This window comes from Pararhizobium sp. LjRoot238 (assembly GCF_964252955.1).
Classification (GTDB): Bacteria; Pseudomonadota; Alphaproteobacteria; order Rhizobiales; family Rhizobiaceae; genus Pararhizobium.
This window is the reverse complement of the sequence record NZ_CAXUPP020000005.1, coordinates 22,255-39,893: the sequence shown is the minus strand read 5'-3', so window position 1 is coordinate 39,893 and position 17,639 is coordinate 22,255. Positions and strand designations below refer to the sequence as shown.

Genomic DNA, 17,639 nt, shown 5'->3' with positions numbered 1-17,639 from the left:
ACAGTGTTTCGGGTCTTGTGCATGGCAGCACGCCATGCACACTCTGCGGATCCTGGTCGATCTTGTTGAGGCCCAAAAATGGGCCGTGTCAGGATGCCCGACGCGCCTCGGTCACCGAGCCTGCGGCTTCAGTCAGGACATCCATGAACATGGCGAATTGGCGAACTGGGTCCAGTTGCGGCCGTTTTGAAAACTCCAGAGCCGCAGAAGATAGGGCTTCGTAGTGCGCCTTGTCGTCCCACAGCCGACGCACGGCCTGTACCCAATTCTCCAGTGGTGCGTCATAGTCGAGCAGGACGCCACCGGCGCCGATCGCTTCGGGAAGGCCGCCACGTGTTGAGCCCACGACCGGAATTCCACTGCAATGGGCTTCGGAGGCCACGCGTCCCCAAGCCTCTTCCCATTTGCTTGGCGCAAGCAGGATCTTCGTTCGGCCATAGACCGTCTTCATGTCGCTCGTGCGGTTCTCAAGCTTGACATTGCCGAGCGGTGCGATGATCCGCTCGATCTCGGCACGATGCTCGTCGCTCAGCTTCCAGCTCTCGACGAACAGGAAAGGGATGTCCTTGCACTGTTCGGCAATTTTTACGGCCAGTTCGAAGCCCTTCTCATTGTAGGGGTTGATAAGCGTGACGTATTCGCCCGTCGAATTGGTGCGGTAATGAGAAGCATTGATGGTCGGCGGGATCACGACCGAATCGATACCGAACTTCTCTTTGTAGGTTCGCGCCGTAAATTCTGAGTTGGCAATGTATAGGGCCGAATGGAGCTCTCTCAGGTCGCCGGCCAGTTCATGGAACTCGACATTTCTCAGGTAGACGACAAGCGGAATGTTGTGGATTTGAAGCGCCTTGCCGATCGGCACAGACTTGTGGCACTGCACGACCGCCACATCGGGCTTGGTCTTCTGAACCGCAAATTCTGCCGCTTCCCAGGGATACCAAGCTCGAACCACCGGATAGCCAGGGAATGTGTCCATGGCAGCGCGCTGGCCCAAGAGCTTCATCTTCGCTCTGGCTTTGAAGCCGAAGAAGCCGTCGCCGAACAAAGCGGCTAGAACCGCAGGTTGATGTCCCATAGACCGCAATTGCTCAATCAGATGATGCGTACTTGACTGCACGCCGCCACTGAACTCGGGATAATATCCATTGCCGCCAGCAAAAAGAACATTCATGATCGCTGCTCCTCTACCGCATTACTGCGAGTTATTTCGCAAATAACATCTGTCATCTGTCTGGGCATTCTTGGTGCGCCGCCTCCTGTCCAACAATCGTTGGCATCAGGAATAGTTCCGGGGCGCTTTGCCATTTGCTTAGATTTTCCGGGATCGATCCCGCCAACAGGTTGACCATTGGCAGGATGATGTCTTGATCGCGCTTGCTCCAGCCGTTCAGGCTGCCTGGCGTCCGATGCCGAAGTATTCAAGTCCGTGACGCGCAACTGTCTTTGGATTGTAGAGGTTGCGGCCATCGAAGATGACGGGTGTTGCCAGTGCTTCACGCAGCATGTCGAAAGAGGGAGCCTTGAAATTCTTCCACTCCGTAACGATCATCAGCGCGTCGGCTCCACGCAGCGCGGCCTCCTTGGTGCCGCACAATAACAGGTCATCACGCTGGCCATAGATGTTCTGGCACTCGGCCATGGCCTCTGGGTCATACGCACTGACACTGGCGCCGGCGTCCCAGAGGGCCTCCATCAGGACACGGGAGGGCGCCTCGCGCATGTCGTCCGTGTTTGGCTTGAAGGCAAGGCCCCACAGGGCAAAACGCTTGCCGCGCAAATCACCGCCGAAATACTGATGGACTTTCTCAAACAGCACAGATTTCTGGGTATTGTTCCGCTGCTCGACAGCTTTGAGCATGGTGGCGTCGAATTCGACACTTTCAGCCGCCTTGATAAGGGCACGCACGTCCTTCGGGAAGCACGAGCCGCCATACCCAGAACCCGGATAGATGAAGTGATACCCAATGCGTGGATCGCTGCCTATGCCTTTGCGAACTTCTTCGATATCGGCACCCAAATGATCAGCGAGGCCCGCCATCTCGTTAATGAAACTGATCTTTGTCGCCAACATGCAGTTGGCGGCATATTTCGTGAACTCCGCGCTGCGGACATCCATTACAATGATCTTCTCGTGATTGCGATTGAAGGGCTCATAGAGCTCACGCATCAATTGCTCTGAAATCGGTGACTGAGTTCCGATGATGATTCGATCCGGACGCTGGCAATCGGCTACGGCCGATCCTTCCTTCAGGAATTCAGGGTTTGAAACCACGTCAAACTCTAGCTCACCGAGCCCGCGCATCGTGAGAATTTCGCCGACCCGTTTCCGCAGCCTGTCACACGTTCCGACCGGCACGGTGGATTTGCTGACAATGATCTTGGGTTCAGTCATATCCCTGGCGATCGTCTCGGCGACTGCCATGACATATTTCAGATCAGCCGAACCGTCTTCGCCCGGCGGAGTACCAACCGCGCTGATCAGGATCCGGCCGTGCTTGATCGCCGCTGCCGCATCTGTCGTGAATGCCAACCGTCCAGCGGCATGATTTTCCTTTACGAGATCCTCAAGACCCGGTTCATAAATGGGGATGACGCCATCACGTAGTCGCTTGACCTTCTCGGCGTCAACGTCGACGCACACAACGTTATGGCCCACTTCAGCGAGAACGGCTGCCTGAACAAGCCCTACGTACCCAATCCCAAAGACAGTCAGATTCATTTGACCTCCACCTTTCTTCTCGAACAGGACAGGCCTGTCGAATTTGCTTGGTCGGTTTCGAACTAGGTTTCTTCGAAGACAGTCGGCGGCGCGGAGTCGAGGTACCACCATTTTTATTGCATTGCAACATCAAGCCTTCACCCAGATCTGATCGCAGGAGATGCATGGAAAATAGAAGTGCAAAGTCTATCTCGCCTTCGATCCCTCATGTGCCCAGCATAATTAAGGTTAGTTTCAGGTCTTGCCCGACCCCCGGGGCTGATGCGGGTGCTTTGGGCAGAAATTGCATATCATTAACCCGCGATGAAATTCTGGGGAAACCGCCCGCAACTGACACAACCTTGCCGTGCTGAACCATCGCCGCTGCCGCGGGTCCGTTGCAGTGTGTTTCAAGCGCCGATCGCCGGCAGGTAGTTGGGCATCGATGAAGGACAGCCGATGCATTGCACTTTAGTTGGAACCTTATCCGCAGCATCCGCACTGCTGTTGAACCGGCGGACACTTCACCGAACCGAAGGAGCAAAACACGCAGCAGTCTCCGGGCTCGGGGCGCAACAGCGTCTTGCAGTGCGCCTGCAGCGAAACGCGGGCGCTGGCCGCGCGCAAGCTGGCGATGATCGAAGAGAAGATCGCCGACCTTGCGGCGATGCGGCAGGCATTGGCCGGGCTGGTTCATCGGTGCGACACAGGCGGCGGCGAAACCACCTGCCCGATCATCGATGCGCTGTTGGCGGGCGATATCCGGTTGGGCTGATCGTCAACCGGTGAGCGGAGAGGCCGGCGGCGACCTGGCGGGCCCAAGACCTACCAGCGCGCCACGCGGGTACCTGCAACGGTGCCAAGAAGCGTGAGGATGGCGATGGCGAGCGTATACCAGAAGGCGACGAACAGCGGTGAATCGTCGGTGCAATGGGCGGCGTAGAGCGTTGCCGCAATGCCGCCGGCAAGCAGGCCGGAAATCGCGCCGGCCAAGGTCGGGTTCGTGGGAGCAGCCCGGCGCATCACCGTCAGGAAGATCGCGAGCGGGCCAAAGCCGATCAGCGGAATGAACGTCAGGCAAAGCCTTGCGTTGGAGCCGATCAGCCTCGTCGCCCAGACATCCGCCGGCAGGACGAGGAGTTCGACCAGAACGGCACTTGCCAGAAGGAGCGGTGCAGCAAGGAGCGGCGGCGCCATCCGGTGCAAGGATGCGCCCGGCCGCGACAGAACCCGCGCAACGCCGAAGGCCGTTACGGCAAGGGTAAGGGTAAACACGAATTTGAACAGGAACCGCAGCGTCTGGGCCGCGGTCAGGAAATCCTGCCGCGGCCCGAGGGTGGCGACGAAGACGGTTGCCGCGACGATGACCGCAAAGATGGCTGCGATCCGCCACGTCGGGGCAAGAGGCCTGACGGGTTGTCCGGCGTCGGCGGCAAGGGCTTTGATGAGGTCGTTCGTTTCCATGTTCAGTTTCGTCCAAACCGTCTGGCGATCGCGGCAAGCCCGCGATGGAGCGCGACGCGCACCGCTGTCTCGCTCATGCCGAGATTGCGGGCCGTCTCTCTGATCGAGCGTCCGTCGACCGAGACGGCCGCCACCACCGAACGCTGGCCCGGCGCAAGAGTCTCGAGTGCGCGATCGATTTCCCAGTTCCTCACTGTTTCAGTCTGCGGCGCAGCGGCCGTTTCCACGATGTCGTCAACGTCGATTTCCAACCTGCGGCCCCGCCGTCGGAAGGCGTCGACAAGCTTGTAGCGGGCGATTGCATAAAGCCACGGCGTGACAGGGGCATCCTCCTGCCAGGTATGACGCTTGAGATGTACCGCAAGCAGCGTTTCCTGCACGATATCCTCCGGGTCCATACCACCGCCGACGATCTTTCGCCGCGCCAGGCCGCGCACCAGGCAAGCCGCGCGCTGGAGAAACTCGCCATAGGCGCGCTCGTCTCCAGTGAGCGCCGCACGCATGAGCCGGGCAAGATCGTCTTCGTCTCCGGCGTTCAAGCCTGCCTTCCTCCCATTACGTTCAAACGGCGCCATTTGTTACGTGGCGCGCGGGATTTTGTCCAACCGCCGCCACGGCCGTTCACGAAATCGTTATTGCCGCTAGATGTAACACTACCCGTGCCCGGATCGAAGTCGCTTTTGTGCGCCCCTGAAGGTGCACACCCATCCAAGAGGAGAAGGAAGATATGTCTACCAGATCGACAATAACCTCGGCCATGCTCGTTGGTGCGCTGGCGACGGCGTTTGCATCGCTTGCGGCCGCCGCACCCCTGACGCCCGAGCAGGTCAAGGCAGCGATGGATGCCGGCAAGGAAAAATGTTTCGGCGTCGCACTCAAGGGCCAGAACGACTGCGCTGCCGGCCCAGGCACCACCTGCCAGGGCACGTCTACCGTCGATTATCAGGGCAATTCCTGGAAGTTCGTCGATGGCGGCACCTGCACGACTATGCAACTCCCCGGCGACCGGCACGGCTCTCCCGAAGCACTGACGCGCGACCTGCCGTCGTAAGCAAAGCAATCTGCCGGAAAATGGAGGTTACAATGAACCAATATGTGGCACGTCCGCAGTCAAGTGCTGGGCGAGCAACCCTTCGCTTTCCGGCACACCCCATCGCTGGCCTTGCGGGCGCCAGTTTCAAGCATGAGCATCTGTCGGCGATCCTGGCCGACGAGGGGCAGATGGGGTTCTTCGAGGTCCACGCCGAAAACTACATGGGGGCGGGCGGTCCGCCGCATGACGCGCTCACCCGCATTCGCCGGGACCATCCGGTCTCGCTGCATGGCGTCTGCATGTCGATCGGCGGCCCGCAGCCGATCGACATGGCCCATCTGGCCCGGTTCAAGCGGCTCATCGACATCTATGAACCGGCGCTCGTCTCGGAACATCTCGCCTGGTCGACGCACCGGACCACATATTTCAACGATCTCCTGCCGCTTCCCTACACACAGGCGACCTTGGACCGGGTGGCCGACCATATCGACGAGGTACAGGAGGCGATCGGCCGGCCCATTCTTCTGGAAAACCCGTCGACCTACGTGATCTTTCCCGAATCGAGCATGAGCGAGACGGAGTTCATCCGCGGCCTCGCCCGGCGAACCGGCTGCGGCCTGCTTCTCGACATCAACAATGTCTTCGTTTCGGCGACCAATCACGACTATTCGGCGATGGAATATCTCTCCGACTACCCGCTCGGACAAGTCGGCGAAATCCACCTCGCCGGCCACGCCGAACAGGAGGACGACGACGGTGCGCTTCTGCTGATCGACAGCCATGACGCACCGGTTTCAGACGCGGTGTGGAAGCTCTACGAAATCGTCATCGGCCGATGCGGCCCGATCCCGACGCTGATCGAATGGGACAGCGATATTCCCGTTTGGCCTGTACTCAAGGCGGAAGCCACCGCCGCCCAGGCAATCCTCGACCGCTGCGCCAACCGCACTGTTCCGGAGAAGTCCAATGCCGGACATTGAAACAGAGCAAACGCCCATGACGCAATCTCGCCTCTCACGGTTCCCCTCTCCTCGCAAGCGGGATGAGGAAGGCACCCGCGTTTCGGCCTTTCTCTTCTCCCCGCGTGCGGAGAACGGTCTCCGGCAGGAGGATGAGGGGCTTGGGGACCTGCTTGCCTATCGGGCGTTCGCCGCAGCCCTGCTCAACCCCGAGCGCGAGACGCCTTCCGCCGTTTCAGGCCCGCACGGGAAGACGGCGAGCAAACGCTATGATGTCTACCGCAACAATGTCACGGCCAGCCTCATCAACGCGCTGGCGGCGATCTTTCCCGCGACCAGGCGCATCACCGGCGAGGATTTCTTCCGCGCCATGGCACGGTTCCATATGCGGGCGACACCGCCGACCTCGCCGCTTCTCTTCGAATATGGCCGGGATTTCCCTGCCTTCATCGAGACATATGAACATGCGCAGGGAATGCCGTGGCTCGGCGATGTTGCGCGCATCGAGCGGGCATGGCTCGACGCCTACCACGCCGCCGACGCCGCGCCGCTCGATCCTGAACTGTTCGCCTCGATCCCACCGGAATATCTCGCCGAAATCGTCCTCGTTCCGCATGCGGCAACGCGGATCCTGCGCTCCGTCTTTCCTGCGGTGACGATCTTCGCGATGAACCGGGGTGATCGCCCGGTCGGCGCAATCGAGGCGGTTGAGCCGGAGGACGCACTGATAACCCGACCGAGGCTCGAGGTTTTCGTCCGTCGGCTTCCTCCGGGTGGCGCGGTTTTCCTGACGCATCTGATCGATGGTCGTCCGCTTGGTCAGGCAGCCGCTGCCGCATTTGACGACACCCCTGATTTCGATCTTGCCGCAAACATCGCCGGCATTGTCGAAGCGGGCGCATTCATAGGCATTAGCCAAGGAGCTTGACGATCATGACACGCGAATGGAACATCCGGAGCGACGATATAGCGCTAAAGATCAGAGCCTTCATCGGGCGGCTCGACGGTCTCGTCGGGGCTATTGCCTTTCCGTCGTTGACGCAATTCGTGCTGCGCCTTGCCCTCGCCGTTCCTTTCTGGCGGTCCGGCATCAACAAATGGGATGGCTTCCTGCAGTTGAACGATGTTGCCGTCCTGCTTTTTTCTTCCGAGTTCAAGCTGCATCTGCCCGGCGGGCCCTATGATTTTCCGGCCCCGGCGGCGATGGCCTTCGCGTCCGGCGTGGGGGAAATCCTTTTTCCCGTGCTGCTCGTTCTGGGACTCGGGACGCGGTTCGCAGCCCTTGCGCTTCTAGGGATGACGCTCGTCATCCAGTTGACCGTCCCCGAGGGCTGGCCGATACACGTCACCTGGGCGGCGATGGCGCTTGCCGTCATGGCCGGCGGTGCCGGGCGTTTGTCGCTTGACCATCTGATCCGCCGCTATGCCGGCTATTAGCGGCACAACAGTTGGCGGAGTGACAATGGCATGATGTGACAGCATAGCGGAATGGACCGCACGAACCGAAGAACCAGCGGTGATGTCTTGCGCAACAACAGCGCGATAATGTGATAGGGATCGGATCAAGCGGAAACATCAAGGCCAGCGGTCATCACGTGCCGCACAAACAGGCCGGAGACATGACTGCACCCGACCCGCAAAGCTCAAACATCGTCCAAAAGCACATTGCCAAGCGGGCGCCATCCAGACATGTCATCACCTGTAGATCGATGCTCATGCGATCAAGGCTATTGCCGTGTAATTCCATCGTTAAAGTATGACGTCATATCCGACGAATAATCGGACCGATGACGTAATTCCCTGGCGATCTGTTCAAGCGCCAGGTTCAGGCAATAGACCGTCTGCTCCGCATCAAGAAGCGCGGCGCTTTCTCTTGCGAAAACGACAAGACGCGCTATGGCGTGGAATTCTTCGATCTCGCTCTCGGCCAATACCTCCAGGTCCGAGAAGGGAATGGTGGCTTGTTGTGCTGTCATTTCTGGCTCCGCAATGATGTTGCGTCGATATTAGACAGAGCCCATGGAAATTTCGCGTGACATGGGCGTGACACACTTCAAGAGAGATTACCGGCGCCGCGCGCCGTGGAATGTTGTTTCACCATTTCATTCCAAAGGGTTGTTCGCTGGAATTGCCATTCCAGTTTGGGTAGTGGTCGAATGTCAGCAAGCCGTGACATAACAGCCAGAAGCTCGATCGCATCGGCACGCTTCTGGTTGACGGCAAAACTCCGCAGAGCAGTGGCTATGGGAGACTTTCTGTCCTCGTCTATAAATTCTGCAAGCTCGAGGATAGATCGCCATGTGCGATCCTTAAAGAAGATTGAGCGGGCAACCGCGCTCAAGCGACCGGCTTCATTGGAACTTACGAACTGCCTGTCGACCAGGGCATCAAGCGTGGCGGAAACATTCACCAAGGGCTCGCTGAGCGGAAGCCAACCGAGTTCAGCCGGTCCATGAACCTGGGCCACATCGGCGTCGTCCACGCGGCTTCCCCCTGCGTATTCCTGGAAAATCCTACCTACACCGATCATGCCGAACAGGTGGCATTCCGCGGCTCTCAATGCACCCATGCTGGCTGCCCCGACGACCGTTACGCCAGCACTGAGGGCATACAGAATTTCCTTGTGCCAGACCGGAGCGGTATACTCAAACCCTCCATCAACGATGCCGATGACGGTCGCTCCTTCTTCCACAGCTTGGAAGACGTCTCCCTGGATGGCCGGGCCGTGAACGACGATATCCCCGGCTCGTTGATGTGCATCCGGTAATGTCGGGCCAACATAAAGAATTTTCATCCGAAAGACCCTTTGGACAGGGCGCGGGCACCAAATCGCCGCGCACGGGCGCCTTCCGGATTCTCCAACTGTGGCGCAAGCACTTTTACCACCGCAAACGGCCACCTAGGATCACTAAGTGATACGGCAATGATCGGCCCCAACCCCATGCGTCTTAAACCATCAACGGTTGCACCAAGTCCACCGCCCTCCAGGTTTTTGAAGTTTTCCGGACACACAGCGCTTGGATGCGCTCGCAACAGATTGCGCGTCTCCTCGGGTAATGACTGGGGGTAGACCGAGGGATAGATATCGTCCCTGCCGCCGCTAATAAAAGTCATGCGAGATTGTACCGCCTCGGTAATCGCCCGCGAGATGGCCTTGTGAACTGATGGATGTGTTCCTGCCCCATAGTTCACATCGACAAAACGCGGCCGGTGAGCGGAAATCACCTCTACGGGAGCGACAAGCGCTGTGAAGGAAGGTACACCAATATCGCTGGTGATATCGAACAACCGCAGCACAAGGCCGGCCGATTCGATACGAGCAACCAACGACGAAATATCGTCGCAGCCGAGAGACCCCGGGTGAATGCACGACGATTGCCGAGCCTTGAAACCGGACACCTGCCAAAGCACGTATGCGTCCCGCTCGATGCGCTCGTTCAAACCATGGAACGTAGCCTCGTCCGAGGTGTTTCCCGAAGCCAAACCATCAGACGATTGCCAGTACCTGCAACCGCCCAACGTTCGGTCGAGCGTTACAGCGTCGAGCGGTACGTGGATCTCGTCACCGGAAATCAGATCACGGCCGGCGACCCAGGAGATATCCTCGTCGTCCTTAGCAGTGGTTTGGCCGGTTGCAATCAGGCTGGGAAGTTTATCAAATCGCTTCCCGGCACTGCTGAGCGTGTGCGCTGATGTACAAACGATGTCGCAGTGCGGAGTGGAGGCGGCGACCCGCTCTAACGCCTCCATAACGGCGGACGTCCTCGCCTCATCGTCAGTAAGACCCTTTCCCTGAGCGACGACGATTGATTTTGCATTGGGCGTACCGATGCGCTTTTCCTCTCAACCACACCTTCGGCCGCTGTCGGTCTTGGACCGATCGAAAGGGTGTCTCGCACCGGTTGATCGTGCGGGAAGCGCTCCAGTATCAAGAAAGCGGCTTGCCGCGCTGCGACGGCTTCTGTTGCCGTCGATACATCTGCAGACGTTTCAAGCAGCCGGGCACGCACCAGCTCGAGTTGTTTCTGACGTTGTTCCTTCAGCCAGTGAGCGGCCATCCCATCGGCATCGTCCAATTCGGAAAGAAACGTGCGGCTCACCAAATCAACGAGAGACGACAACGGTGTTTCTGCTCGGTGCGCCACACCCAGCACATCTGCGTCACAGGCGAATTGGTGGCGATTGAGGGAAACATGTGTCGGCGAAAAGGTGAACAGCGAACCGTGCGCGACCCGCAGGCGCGAAATCAACTTCCTCAGATTCGTAAATGCGACGGCACGGTCTTCGTTGCCCCACAGGAATTCGGCAGCCTCCTCCCGGCTGATTTCAGCGAATGCGCCGGTAGCCAGGTAGGCAACAAGCAACAATCCCTTGCGAGGATATTTGCACGCCTGCCCTGCAGCATCGAGCAGGCGCAACCTACCGAATGTCTGCAGAAACATGCGGTTCACCGAGGAGCTGAGGAAGAATCGCGCTTCGCGTCGGCAGAATGAATGCCGCTATCGTCCGCCAGGGCCTTTGCCATAGTAATGATGGTCTGCCGCACCCGTTTGTCCTTGATCGACGTGAAGGCCCGATTAAGTGTTACTCCATCGCGAGAGATTAGGAATGTTCCAATCTCGTCGGCCTCTCGGACCAATCCATCCGGCGCCGAGATCTGCTGATCCTCGAAGAAGAAGCTAATCGGGACACTTAAAACTCCCGCAGCGGCCTGCAGTTTGCTCGCGCTGATCCGGTTTGTACCCTTTTCATACTTCTGGATCTGCTGGAAGGTGATGCCCAAGCGCTCTCCCAGCTTTTCCTGGCTCAGTCCCAACACAAGGCGTCGTGACCTCAGACGATTGCCGACGTGAATATCGATTTGGTGAGGCCTGCCTTTTGTCATTCCTTTGCGCTCCCTCGGATCGCATAAATTCAATCATGCGTTGATCGCCAGCAGCATGACAATTTCTTTGTAAAATGCAACAACCGCCCCGCGTTTGACTCTCCAGAATCATGAGGGAAATGCAGATGGATACAATGGGCTTTTCAGGCGGACATCGCCGAACAGCGTGTGGAAGGTACCAGAAATCCTATGTCGCATTCTGTACCTTTGCGGGGATGGACCCATCTTTTGAGCACAGAAGGTGAACAGCGACGACGCTTTCACAGCTCCGCCGATCTTGTAGCTATTCCTCGGCATCAGCCCTGAATAAAGGAAGAAAATCGTTGACGTCGCCAGCTGGCGCTGTCCGTCACACCGTTCAACTCAGGCCCTGAACAGGTCCGCAGACGCGTTTTGATCGATGACAAAAAACCTCTAACCTGCAACGGAGGCGCGGCATAACGAAAGTACCTCGTCCCATTGGCGCTTAGCCCCTTTTTTGTTAGCTTTCAGAAGCTCGACCTTGTTGGACGAGAGGTTTAATTTCCGGGGTTCGCAACCCTCTACTGTGCGCCGGGTGGCGCGGACATCGAAGGATGCGGCCCAGACGCGACGTCTTCTGGCGCTTGCGGAAATTTATGACGGCGCCTCTCGCGGGCAGGCAGCGAAAGTTGGTGGCGTGACGCTGCAGATCGTGCGGGACTGGGTCGTGCGCTTCAATGCGAAAGGGCCAGCGGGTCTGCTTGACGGCAAGGCTCCTGGGAAGGCTCCCAAACTCAATGACGATCAGCGCCTTGCGCTTCGTCGCCTTGTCGAAACGGGGCCGATCCCGGCGATCCACGGCGTTGTGCGTTGGCGTTTGAAGGACCTGGATATACCTTTCTGGCCAATCACGAGGCCTCCCGGTTCCCGTGCAAGGAGCTTCCATACATGCCAGGGTCTCTGACCACGCCAAGCCAGACGGGCGCTCGCATTGTCGCTCCCGTCTATGTTGCCTTCCGCAGGAATTGAGTGCGTCGGCGCCTGGATAGTTGCATTTTTCGAGGCTCAATGCCTGGCCTGCATGCTCCCCTGTCAACGCTTCACGTACGGCCTCACGACCGTCCGCGCATGACTCGGGGCCAATGTGGATCGCTACTCCTTCATCGCAAGAGACTTTCACTCTCTACTCCTTGCCGGTTTCTACCGGCGCACCAACTCCTCATGCTCTCCCCGTTGTGGGGTCGTCTGCGGGAGGGGCGAAAATCCGACCCTAATCGATCTGGACGCGGACAATATCGCGTCAGCTGAGAAGCCCCACTTCGCGCTAGATAGCGGGCCTCCGGTGCCTGCTCGCCCAAGCGCTGTTGTCGACGCGTTGCAGCCATCTGGACTTGCTTGAGCTTGTTGACCCAAGGCGGTCCTTCTACTTCTAGCTCAGTTTGTCGGTGTGTCGCAAACAGAGCGAGAAGCAGACCTTCAGTGGATCGCGCTGCTCACGCCGCCAACCCGGCGATCCGCGAAACCAGCCACAGCATCGCGGCGGTCCCGATCATGTAGGCGCCGAACTGACGCACCGGTGCGGGCTGTATCGTGCCCAGTGCGCCTGCCGCCCTAAGCACGACCAGCGCCGTAGCGACGAAGATCAGCTGTCCCGCCTCGACGCCCAGGTTGAATGTCAGCAGGCTCAGCGGCACGTCGGATTGCGGCAAGCCGATTTCCTTCAGGGCGGCGGCAAAACCGAAACCATGCAGCAGTCCGAACGCGAAGGCCACGACCCAGGGGTAGCTCTCCGCGAGCCGCCTCTCGCCCGGCTTCATTCTGACCAGTTCGCTCGCGATGAAGGCTATGCTGAGAGCGATCGTCACTTCCACCGGTTTCTGCGGCAAACTGAAATATCCGAGCGATGCTCCGGCCAGCGTTATGCTGTGCGCGACGGTAAAGGCTGTGATCGTCTTGACCAGCATCCAGCGGTCTCGAATGAGCAGCATGAGCGCAAGCACGAAGAGCAGATGATCGAGACCCGAGAGTATATGGTCGACGCCCAGTAGGAAATACGTCTGGGCGACCACGAGGCTCGTCTGTGCGCCGGCTGCTGTGAACGAGGGCGCGTCCGGCATGAGGCGCACGACCTCCGTGTCGCCGTTCTCGTATTCGATGCGGACGAGCGCTTCGGTCATGGTCGACTTGAGGCCGATGATGCCGATCTCGCCGCCTTTCAATCCCGCGGCACAGGCGACGGTCCATCGCTCCAGATAAGCTCCGCCCTCGATCGACCCTGCCGGTTCGGCTTTCTCGACGCACGGCTTCGGCAGACTTACATAGAGGCCGAGACGCATTTCGCCTTGCGCCGGAACCTTCCAGACGACGGCGAACTCGCCGCTCGCCGTTTCGCGCATGTCGAGATAGGCCGGCCTGATCTCGTGGGCCATGCCGGACGTGGCCAGGAACATGGGGATGAGCACTGCCAGCAGGGCGCCAAGCCGCGTCATGGGCCGGTTTCCGCACCAGCCGGGCTTTCGATGCTCACCACATAGCGCTTGAGGAGTTCGGCGAAGCGCCGGTTCTCGAGTTCGGCGCGTTTGGCATTCGTCCACTCCCGCGCCACCGCGTCGCGCACCTCGTCGAGCGTCGGCACTCGGCCGGGCACACGCTCAGACACCCGGATCAGATGCAACCCGAAACCGCCGGCGACGGGACCCGTCCACTGGCCCAGCGGGGCCTTGTCGAGTTCTTCCGCGAATTCGGCGCCGAAGGTTTGGCCGATTGATGTCTTGCCCGTAAGCGGCAGGTCGGACGGAAGCAGCGTGGGGTCGCCAAGAAGGGCGTGGTCCGTGGCCGGGTCGGTCAGCAGCACTTCGAGGACGGAAGCCGCGTCCTTTGCGATCGTGTCGCCGCGCCGCCGAGGGTTGAGGAACACCTGCTGGAAGGCCAGCATCGGATCGATCTCGAACGTGGCTGCATTGGCTTTCAGATAGGCATCGAGCTCCGCATCGGTCGCTGTCAGCGTTTCGGCGTCGGCCGCGTTCAGGAATTCCATCTTCTGACGCAAGCGGCGACGAACGACCGTGTCGTCCCTGTCGAGCCCGAGCTCCAGCGCCTGGCGTACCAGAATTTCTTCCTTCACATGGTCGTCGATCAGGCCCCTTAATTCGTCAGCTGTCGGCGGACGCTGCCAGGTCTTGGTAAACACGGCCGCCATCTGCTCGATCTTCGGTGCGGTGACGACGATGCGGTCCGGCTTGTCGTCCGTATCGGCGCCCAAGAGCCCGTAACCCGCGAAGATCAGCAGCGCGAGAGCCAAGAAGTGGACCAGCGGCTCCCTCAGCACGCGTTTCAAGAAGATCGTGCTCACTCGTTCGCCGGATGCCGGACCCGACCGTCCGGCGGCCGGTTCAACCGCCGGCATCGCGATCACGGCGTGTACCAGATCGGCGAGGTATAGGCGCGTTCGATGACGGTCATCCGCGTGCCCTCCAGCGGCTTTGTCCCGAACCGTTTGGCGTCATAGGCGGTCCACCGAGGCGTCGGTATCTCGATGACGCGTCCGTAGTAGAAGGCCTTCTGTTTCGGATCGAAGCTCGGATCCTTCCAGACCGCGATCAGTTCCGGCGCACCGATGGTGTTGGTCCAGGTCGCGTTCTCGATGTCGACGGTGCTGCCGACCGATGGCACCTTGCCGTCGGCGCCCGGCTTGCGGTCCCCGCCCCAGGCGACGTCGTACACCTGCTCATGCGTCTCGCCCTTGTCGTCGAGCCAGCCCTTGACGATCTGGTAGCGGTCGAGGTTGGCCCCGATTGGGTCTCGCAGCGCGGCGACGAGGAACGACGGTGCCTTGCCTTCCGGCGCTGCCGTCAGGTCGCCGCCCATGGGAACGCCCTTGCCGTAGCCGATCGCGCCGGGGTTGCGGGTCTCGGCATCGGCCGGCTCGAAATCCCAGCCGCCGAAGAAGCGCACGGCCATGCGCGGCCCGGTGGTTGCATAGGTCTCCTTGCGCTGCATGGCGTCCCAGATCGACTCGCGCGTGTTTTCCGCCGCCCATACAGCCGCGTAGCCCGACGCGCCGACCTCCCAGTCCATCACCGTGATGCCGGTCTTGGCGTCCTTGACGAACGTTGCCGTCAGGCGTTCCGGGCTCGGCTCCTGCGGCGTGGTCTTGCCGAAGAAGTTTTCCTCTTCCATGGCCGCAAGGCCCGTATGCGCGTCGGAGCTGCCGACCAGCCCGAACTTGTAGGGGTTCGTGCCGAGTTCGGCTTCGAGCTTGAGGCCGTTCATCAGCGCGGACCGTGTATATTCGAACTCGAGCATGTCAGGCGTTTTCGGCACGCTGGCATCGAGATTACCGAAATCCCAGGTCTCGAAATCCGCGAACTCGTCATTGGGCGACAGGACCGGGTGCGCCTCGCCGTCGCCCTTCGTCTGGGTTGTCTCGTAGAGGCGTTCCCACCTGGAGCGCTGCTCGACATATTCCTTGTCGACCGGCTTGCCGGTGAAGGATTCGATCAGCGGGAACATGCGGCCGTTGGACAGATTGCCGTTGTGCGCAATCGCCAGCACGCTGCCGCCGGTCTTGTCCTCATAGGCCTGCATCCACTTCCATAGGTCGCGCGGATTGTCGCTGCCCAAGGGCTTAAGCGTCGTATAGGGCACGACCTGATCGGCCTTGTCGGCATTGTCGCGGAAGACGACATTGCGATGCAGATTGTTGCCTGCCGTGTTCGAGGTCCACTCGTAGCCGATGAAGGCCGTGAACCGCCCCGGATCGTTATATTCCTCGGCGGCCTTTATCGTGTCCTGCCACGCGTTTTTGTAGGGACGCGTATCCGGCCCGTAGATCATGCTCTTGGGCAGCGTTCCCTTGCCGAAGCTGAAGATGATTTCGAGCGCCGCCGTGGCGCCCTGACCCGACTTGATCATGTCGTACCAGGTCTTGGCCTGCGGATCGGCGATGACATCCGGCTTGCCGGCAAAGAGGTCGGGAAACATGCCCATGTTGTCGGAGTGGTCGGCCACCACCAGAAAGTCGAGCGGCCGTGACAGCTTGGCAGGCTGGCCGCTCGACGCCGTGATCTCCTCGCCGCGGGCGAAGCGGTAAGCGTCGCGAGGCGTCAACCGTGCTCCGAAGGCGCCGGCATCGAACGAGGCTCCGGTGTGGAGATGCGTGTCGCCGAATAGCGGCCGGGTCGGAAAATTGCGCCCCGCATAGGGCGAGTAGACGGGTTTGCTGGAAAATGCCTTTCCGGCCTTCGCACTGTCCAGAGTGCCGATATCGGTGGTCTCCTGAGCCGCAGCCGGCAAGGCAGAGCCCAGGCTTACGAACCCCGCAATAATCAACTTCGCAGATGTCTTTTTCATCGCTTTCCCCCCTTTGCAGCAGTCATACTTAAACCGTCCGAGCCGGCTATTTGTTGATTTGCATCAATGAGCGTCTTGTGACTACCGTCCATGGTGTGACAACCACCTAATATGCCGGTTAGCAGGGGCCCATTGTAGTATCGTCGGGATTAGCCCGTCTCCCGGGCATTCAATTGTTCGTGAAAATCTTACTGGCGTGACATTCGCAGTCCAGATAGAGTGCAATGATCGCATTTGCATCGTAGCAAATAAGGAACAACATGAGCAACGTTTAGTTGGAAAAGAATGTACTCAGCCATGATCAAACCGGGGCGCGGTTGAGAGCTGGCAAAATGCTTAGAGTTACTGGAGGGGAAAAGATGAAACTTGGAGCTGCGCGTACTCTGACGTTCATTGGGAGTCTTCTATTTACCGGTGGTGTCATGGCTGGTGACATTTATTCACCGATGACGCCGCCAGCTCAGCAAGCTGAAACGGAAGCGGGATGGACGTTCGCAATCGCCCCCTATTTCTGGGCGGCGGGGATATCCGGCGACGTCGCGCAATTTGGACTGCCGGCGGTCGAAGTCGATTCGAGTTTCAGCGATATCCTTGACCATCTCGACTTCGGGGCTATGGCGATCGGCGAAGCCCGGTACGATCGTTACAGCATCTTCGGCGACGTCATGTATTCCAAGATATCGGGCTCCGCCGGCACGCCCAGAGGGATCGTGGCCTCCAGCGTCGAGGTCACGTCGGAAACGTTTGCCGGTTTGCTCGGCGTTGGCTACTCGATCATCGACGACAACTCCGCGCGCCTTGATGTCGTCGGCGGGGCAAGGGTGTGGTCTGTCGACACCGATCTCTCGTTCAGCGGCGGCATTCTTGATGGTGTGTCGCGAAACGACGGCGCGACATGGGTGGATGCGATGGCCGGATTTCGTGGAAACTACGCGATCACGCCCGAGATCTATCTGACCGGATGGGGGCTTATCGGCGCCGGCCAAGCCGACCTCGATTGGGACGTCGCCGCCGCGATCGGTTACCGTTTCAGCGACACCATTTCGGCGGTCGTCGGCTACCGGGCCTTGGGTGTCGACTACAGTAAGGACGGCTTCGTGTTCGACGTGGTGCAACAAGGCCCGATTCTCGGAATGGTGATACGCTTTTAACCCGATCAACGCTCAGCGAGGCCTCGGTTGTACAGCCTGACTGAGCGAGCCGTTTTGACGCCTAACTGCGCCCAATGCGAACGAGGCAAACGCGAACAGACGCACCGAAGATCGGCGACAAGTACAATGTTTG

Annotated in this window: 19 protein-coding genes and 1 pseudogene; 7 read left to right on the top strand and 13 right to left on the bottom strand. The window is 59.6% G+C overall.

The annotated features are described in order from the left end of the window. Positions 1 to 88: 88 nt before the first annotated feature. The 3 genes from ACSQ3F_RS27865 to ACSQ3F_RS27855 form a co-directional block, all read right to left on the bottom strand. Positions 89 to 1,174 carry a glycosyltransferase gene (locus ACSQ3F_RS27865; RefSeq protein WP_436103405.1) on the bottom strand — a complete coding sequence of 362 codons (1,086 nt, stop codon included), beginning with the start codon at positions 1,172 to 1,174 and terminating at the stop codon, positions 89 to 91. Positions 1,175 to 1,390: 216 nt separating this feature from the next. Further along, positions 1,391 to 2,722 carry a UDP-glucose dehydrogenase family protein gene (locus tag ACSQ3F_RS27860; protein WP_436103404.1) on the bottom strand — a complete coding sequence of 444 codons (1,332 nt, stop codon included), beginning with the start codon at positions 2,720 to 2,722 and terminating at the stop codon, positions 1,391 to 1,393. Positions 2,723 to 3,184: 462 nt separating this feature from the next. Continuing rightward, positions 3,185 to 3,277 carry a GDCCVxC domain-containing (seleno)protein gene (locus tag ACSQ3F_RS27855; RefSeq protein ID WP_436103403.1) on the bottom strand — a complete coding sequence of 31 codons (93 nt, stop codon included), beginning with the start codon at positions 3,275 to 3,277 and terminating at the stop codon, positions 3,185 to 3,187. A 7-nt stretch (positions 3,278 to 3,284) separates the two neighbouring features. Between ACSQ3F_RS27855 and ACSQ3F_RS27850 the strand changes: the two genes are divergently transcribed. Continuing rightward, a complete protein-coding gene (locus ACSQ3F_RS27850; RefSeq protein WP_436103402.1) occupies positions 3,285 to 3,476 on the top strand; it encodes a MerR family DNA-binding protein in 192 nt (63 codons plus the stop codon). 50 nt (positions 3,477 to 3,526) lie between these two features. On the opposite strand, the gene ACSQ3F_RS27845 is transcribed toward ACSQ3F_RS27850, so the two are convergent. Together ACSQ3F_RS27845 and ACSQ3F_RS27840 are read right to left on the bottom strand one after the other, a co-directional pair. Further along, positions 3,527 to 4,165 (bottom strand): NrsF family protein, encoded by a 639-nt coding sequence (locus tag ACSQ3F_RS27845; protein ID WP_436103401.1) that lies wholly within the window; start codon positions 4,163 to 4,165, stop codon positions 3,527 to 3,529. A 2-nt stretch (positions 4,166 to 4,167) separates the two neighbouring features. After that, positions 4,168 to 4,740, bottom strand: a complete 573-nt coding sequence (locus tag ACSQ3F_RS27840; protein WP_436103400.1) for a sigma-70 family RNA polymerase sigma factor — start codon at positions 4,738 to 4,740, stop codon at positions 4,168 to 4,170. 152 nt (positions 4,741 to 4,892) lie between these two features. Between ACSQ3F_RS27840 and ACSQ3F_RS27835 the strand changes: the two genes are divergently transcribed. The 4 genes from ACSQ3F_RS27835 to ACSQ3F_RS27820 are packed head-to-tail and all read left to right on the top strand — an operon-like array spanning position 4,893 to position 7,594. Beyond that, entirely contained in the window at positions 4,893 to 5,216 is a 324-nt protein-coding gene (locus ACSQ3F_RS27835; RefSeq protein WP_436103399.1) for a BufA1 family periplasmic bufferin-type metallophore, read from the top strand. Positions 5,217 to 5,248: 32 nt separating this feature from the next. Further along, a complete protein-coding gene (bufB, locus tag ACSQ3F_RS27830; RefSeq protein ID WP_436103398.1) occupies positions 5,249 to 6,178 on the top strand; it encodes an MNIO family bufferin maturase in 930 nt (309 codons plus the stop codon). A 16-nt stretch (positions 6,179 to 6,194) separates the two neighbouring features. Further along, positions 6,195 to 7,085, top strand: a complete 891-nt coding sequence (locus tag ACSQ3F_RS27825; RefSeq protein ID WP_436103397.1) for an HvfC/BufC N-terminal domain-containing protein — start codon at positions 6,195 to 6,197, stop codon at positions 7,083 to 7,085. Positions 7,086 to 7,090: 5 nt separating this feature from the next. Then, positions 7,091 to 7,594: a DoxX family protein gene (locus tag ACSQ3F_RS27820; protein WP_436103396.1), complete on the top strand. Its 504-nt coding sequence runs from the start codon at positions 7,091 to 7,093 to the stop codon at positions 7,592 to 7,594. 290 nt (positions 7,595 to 7,884) lie between these two features. Here the strand turns inward: ACSQ3F_RS27820 and ACSQ3F_RS27815 are convergent, their stop codons facing one another. The 5 genes from ACSQ3F_RS27815 to ACSQ3F_RS27795 form a co-directional block, all read right to left on the bottom strand. Next, entirely contained in the window at positions 7,885 to 8,133 is a 249-nt protein-coding gene (locus ACSQ3F_RS27815) for a hypothetical protein (RefSeq protein WP_436103395.1), read from the bottom strand. Positions 8,134 to 8,210: 77 nt separating this feature from the next. Next, positions 8,211 to 8,951 carry a TfuA-like protein gene (locus tag ACSQ3F_RS27810; protein WP_436103394.1) on the bottom strand — a complete coding sequence of 247 codons (741 nt, stop codon included), beginning with the start codon at positions 8,949 to 8,951 and terminating at the stop codon, positions 8,211 to 8,213. Next, positions 8,948 to 9,907 (bottom strand): YcaO-like family protein, encoded by a 960-nt coding sequence (locus tag ACSQ3F_RS27805; RefSeq protein ID WP_436103393.1) that lies wholly within the window; start codon positions 9,905 to 9,907, stop codon positions 8,948 to 8,950. Before ACSQ3F_RS27805 ends, ACSQ3F_RS27810 begins: the two co-directional genes overlap by 4 nt. Next, positions 9,895 to 10,599 carry a hypothetical protein gene (locus ACSQ3F_RS27800; RefSeq protein WP_436103392.1) on the bottom strand — a complete coding sequence of 235 codons (705 nt, stop codon included), beginning with the start codon at positions 10,597 to 10,599 and terminating at the stop codon, positions 9,895 to 9,897. Before ACSQ3F_RS27800 ends, ACSQ3F_RS27805 begins: the two co-directional genes overlap by 13 nt. A gap of 5 nt (positions 10,600 to 10,604) precedes the next feature. Then, complete coding sequence (locus ACSQ3F_RS27795) at positions 10,605 to 11,042, bottom strand: helix-turn-helix domain-containing protein (RefSeq protein WP_436103391.1); 438 nt, start codon at positions 11,040 to 11,042, stop codon at positions 10,605 to 10,607. Positions 11,043 to 11,544: 502 nt separating this feature from the next. Here ACSQ3F_RS27795 and ACSQ3F_RS27790 point away from each other — a divergent pair. Then, positions 11,545 to 11,892: pseudogene (locus ACSQ3F_RS27790) on the top strand (helix-turn-helix domain-containing protein); the annotation flags it as partial. Between the two features lie 604 nt (positions 11,893 to 12,496). Here the strand turns inward: ACSQ3F_RS27790 and ACSQ3F_RS27785 are convergent. The 3 genes from ACSQ3F_RS27785 to ACSQ3F_RS27775 all read right to left on the bottom strand — a co-directional run bounded on the left by ACSQ3F_RS27785 (position 12,497) and on the right by ACSQ3F_RS27775 (position 16,355). After that, a complete protein-coding gene (locus ACSQ3F_RS27785) occupies positions 12,497 to 13,492 on the bottom strand; it encodes a HupE/UreJ family protein (RefSeq protein WP_436103390.1) in 996 nt (331 codons plus the stop codon). Next, the gene (locus ACSQ3F_RS27780; protein WP_436103519.1) at positions 13,489 to 14,331 is read right to left on the bottom strand and encodes a peptidyl-prolyl cis-trans isomerase; all 843 of its coding nucleotides are present in this window, start codon (positions 14,329 to 14,331) and stop codon (positions 13,489 to 13,491) included. Before ACSQ3F_RS27780 ends, ACSQ3F_RS27785 begins: the two co-directional genes overlap by 4 nt. Positions 14,332 to 14,414: 83 nt before the next feature. Next, entirely contained in the window at positions 14,415 to 16,355 is a 1,941-nt protein-coding gene (locus ACSQ3F_RS27775) for a DUF3604 domain-containing protein (RefSeq protein WP_436103389.1), read from the bottom strand. A 359-nt stretch (positions 16,356 to 16,714) separates the two neighbouring features. Here ACSQ3F_RS27775 and ACSQ3F_RS27770 point away from each other — a divergent pair, with 359 nt between their 5' ends. Then, positions 16,715 to 17,506 carry a hypothetical protein gene (locus ACSQ3F_RS27770; RefSeq protein ID WP_436103518.1) on the top strand — a complete coding sequence of 264 codons (792 nt, stop codon included), beginning with the start codon at positions 16,715 to 16,717 and terminating at the stop codon, positions 17,504 to 17,506. Positions 17,507 to 17,639 lie beyond the last annotated feature (133 nt).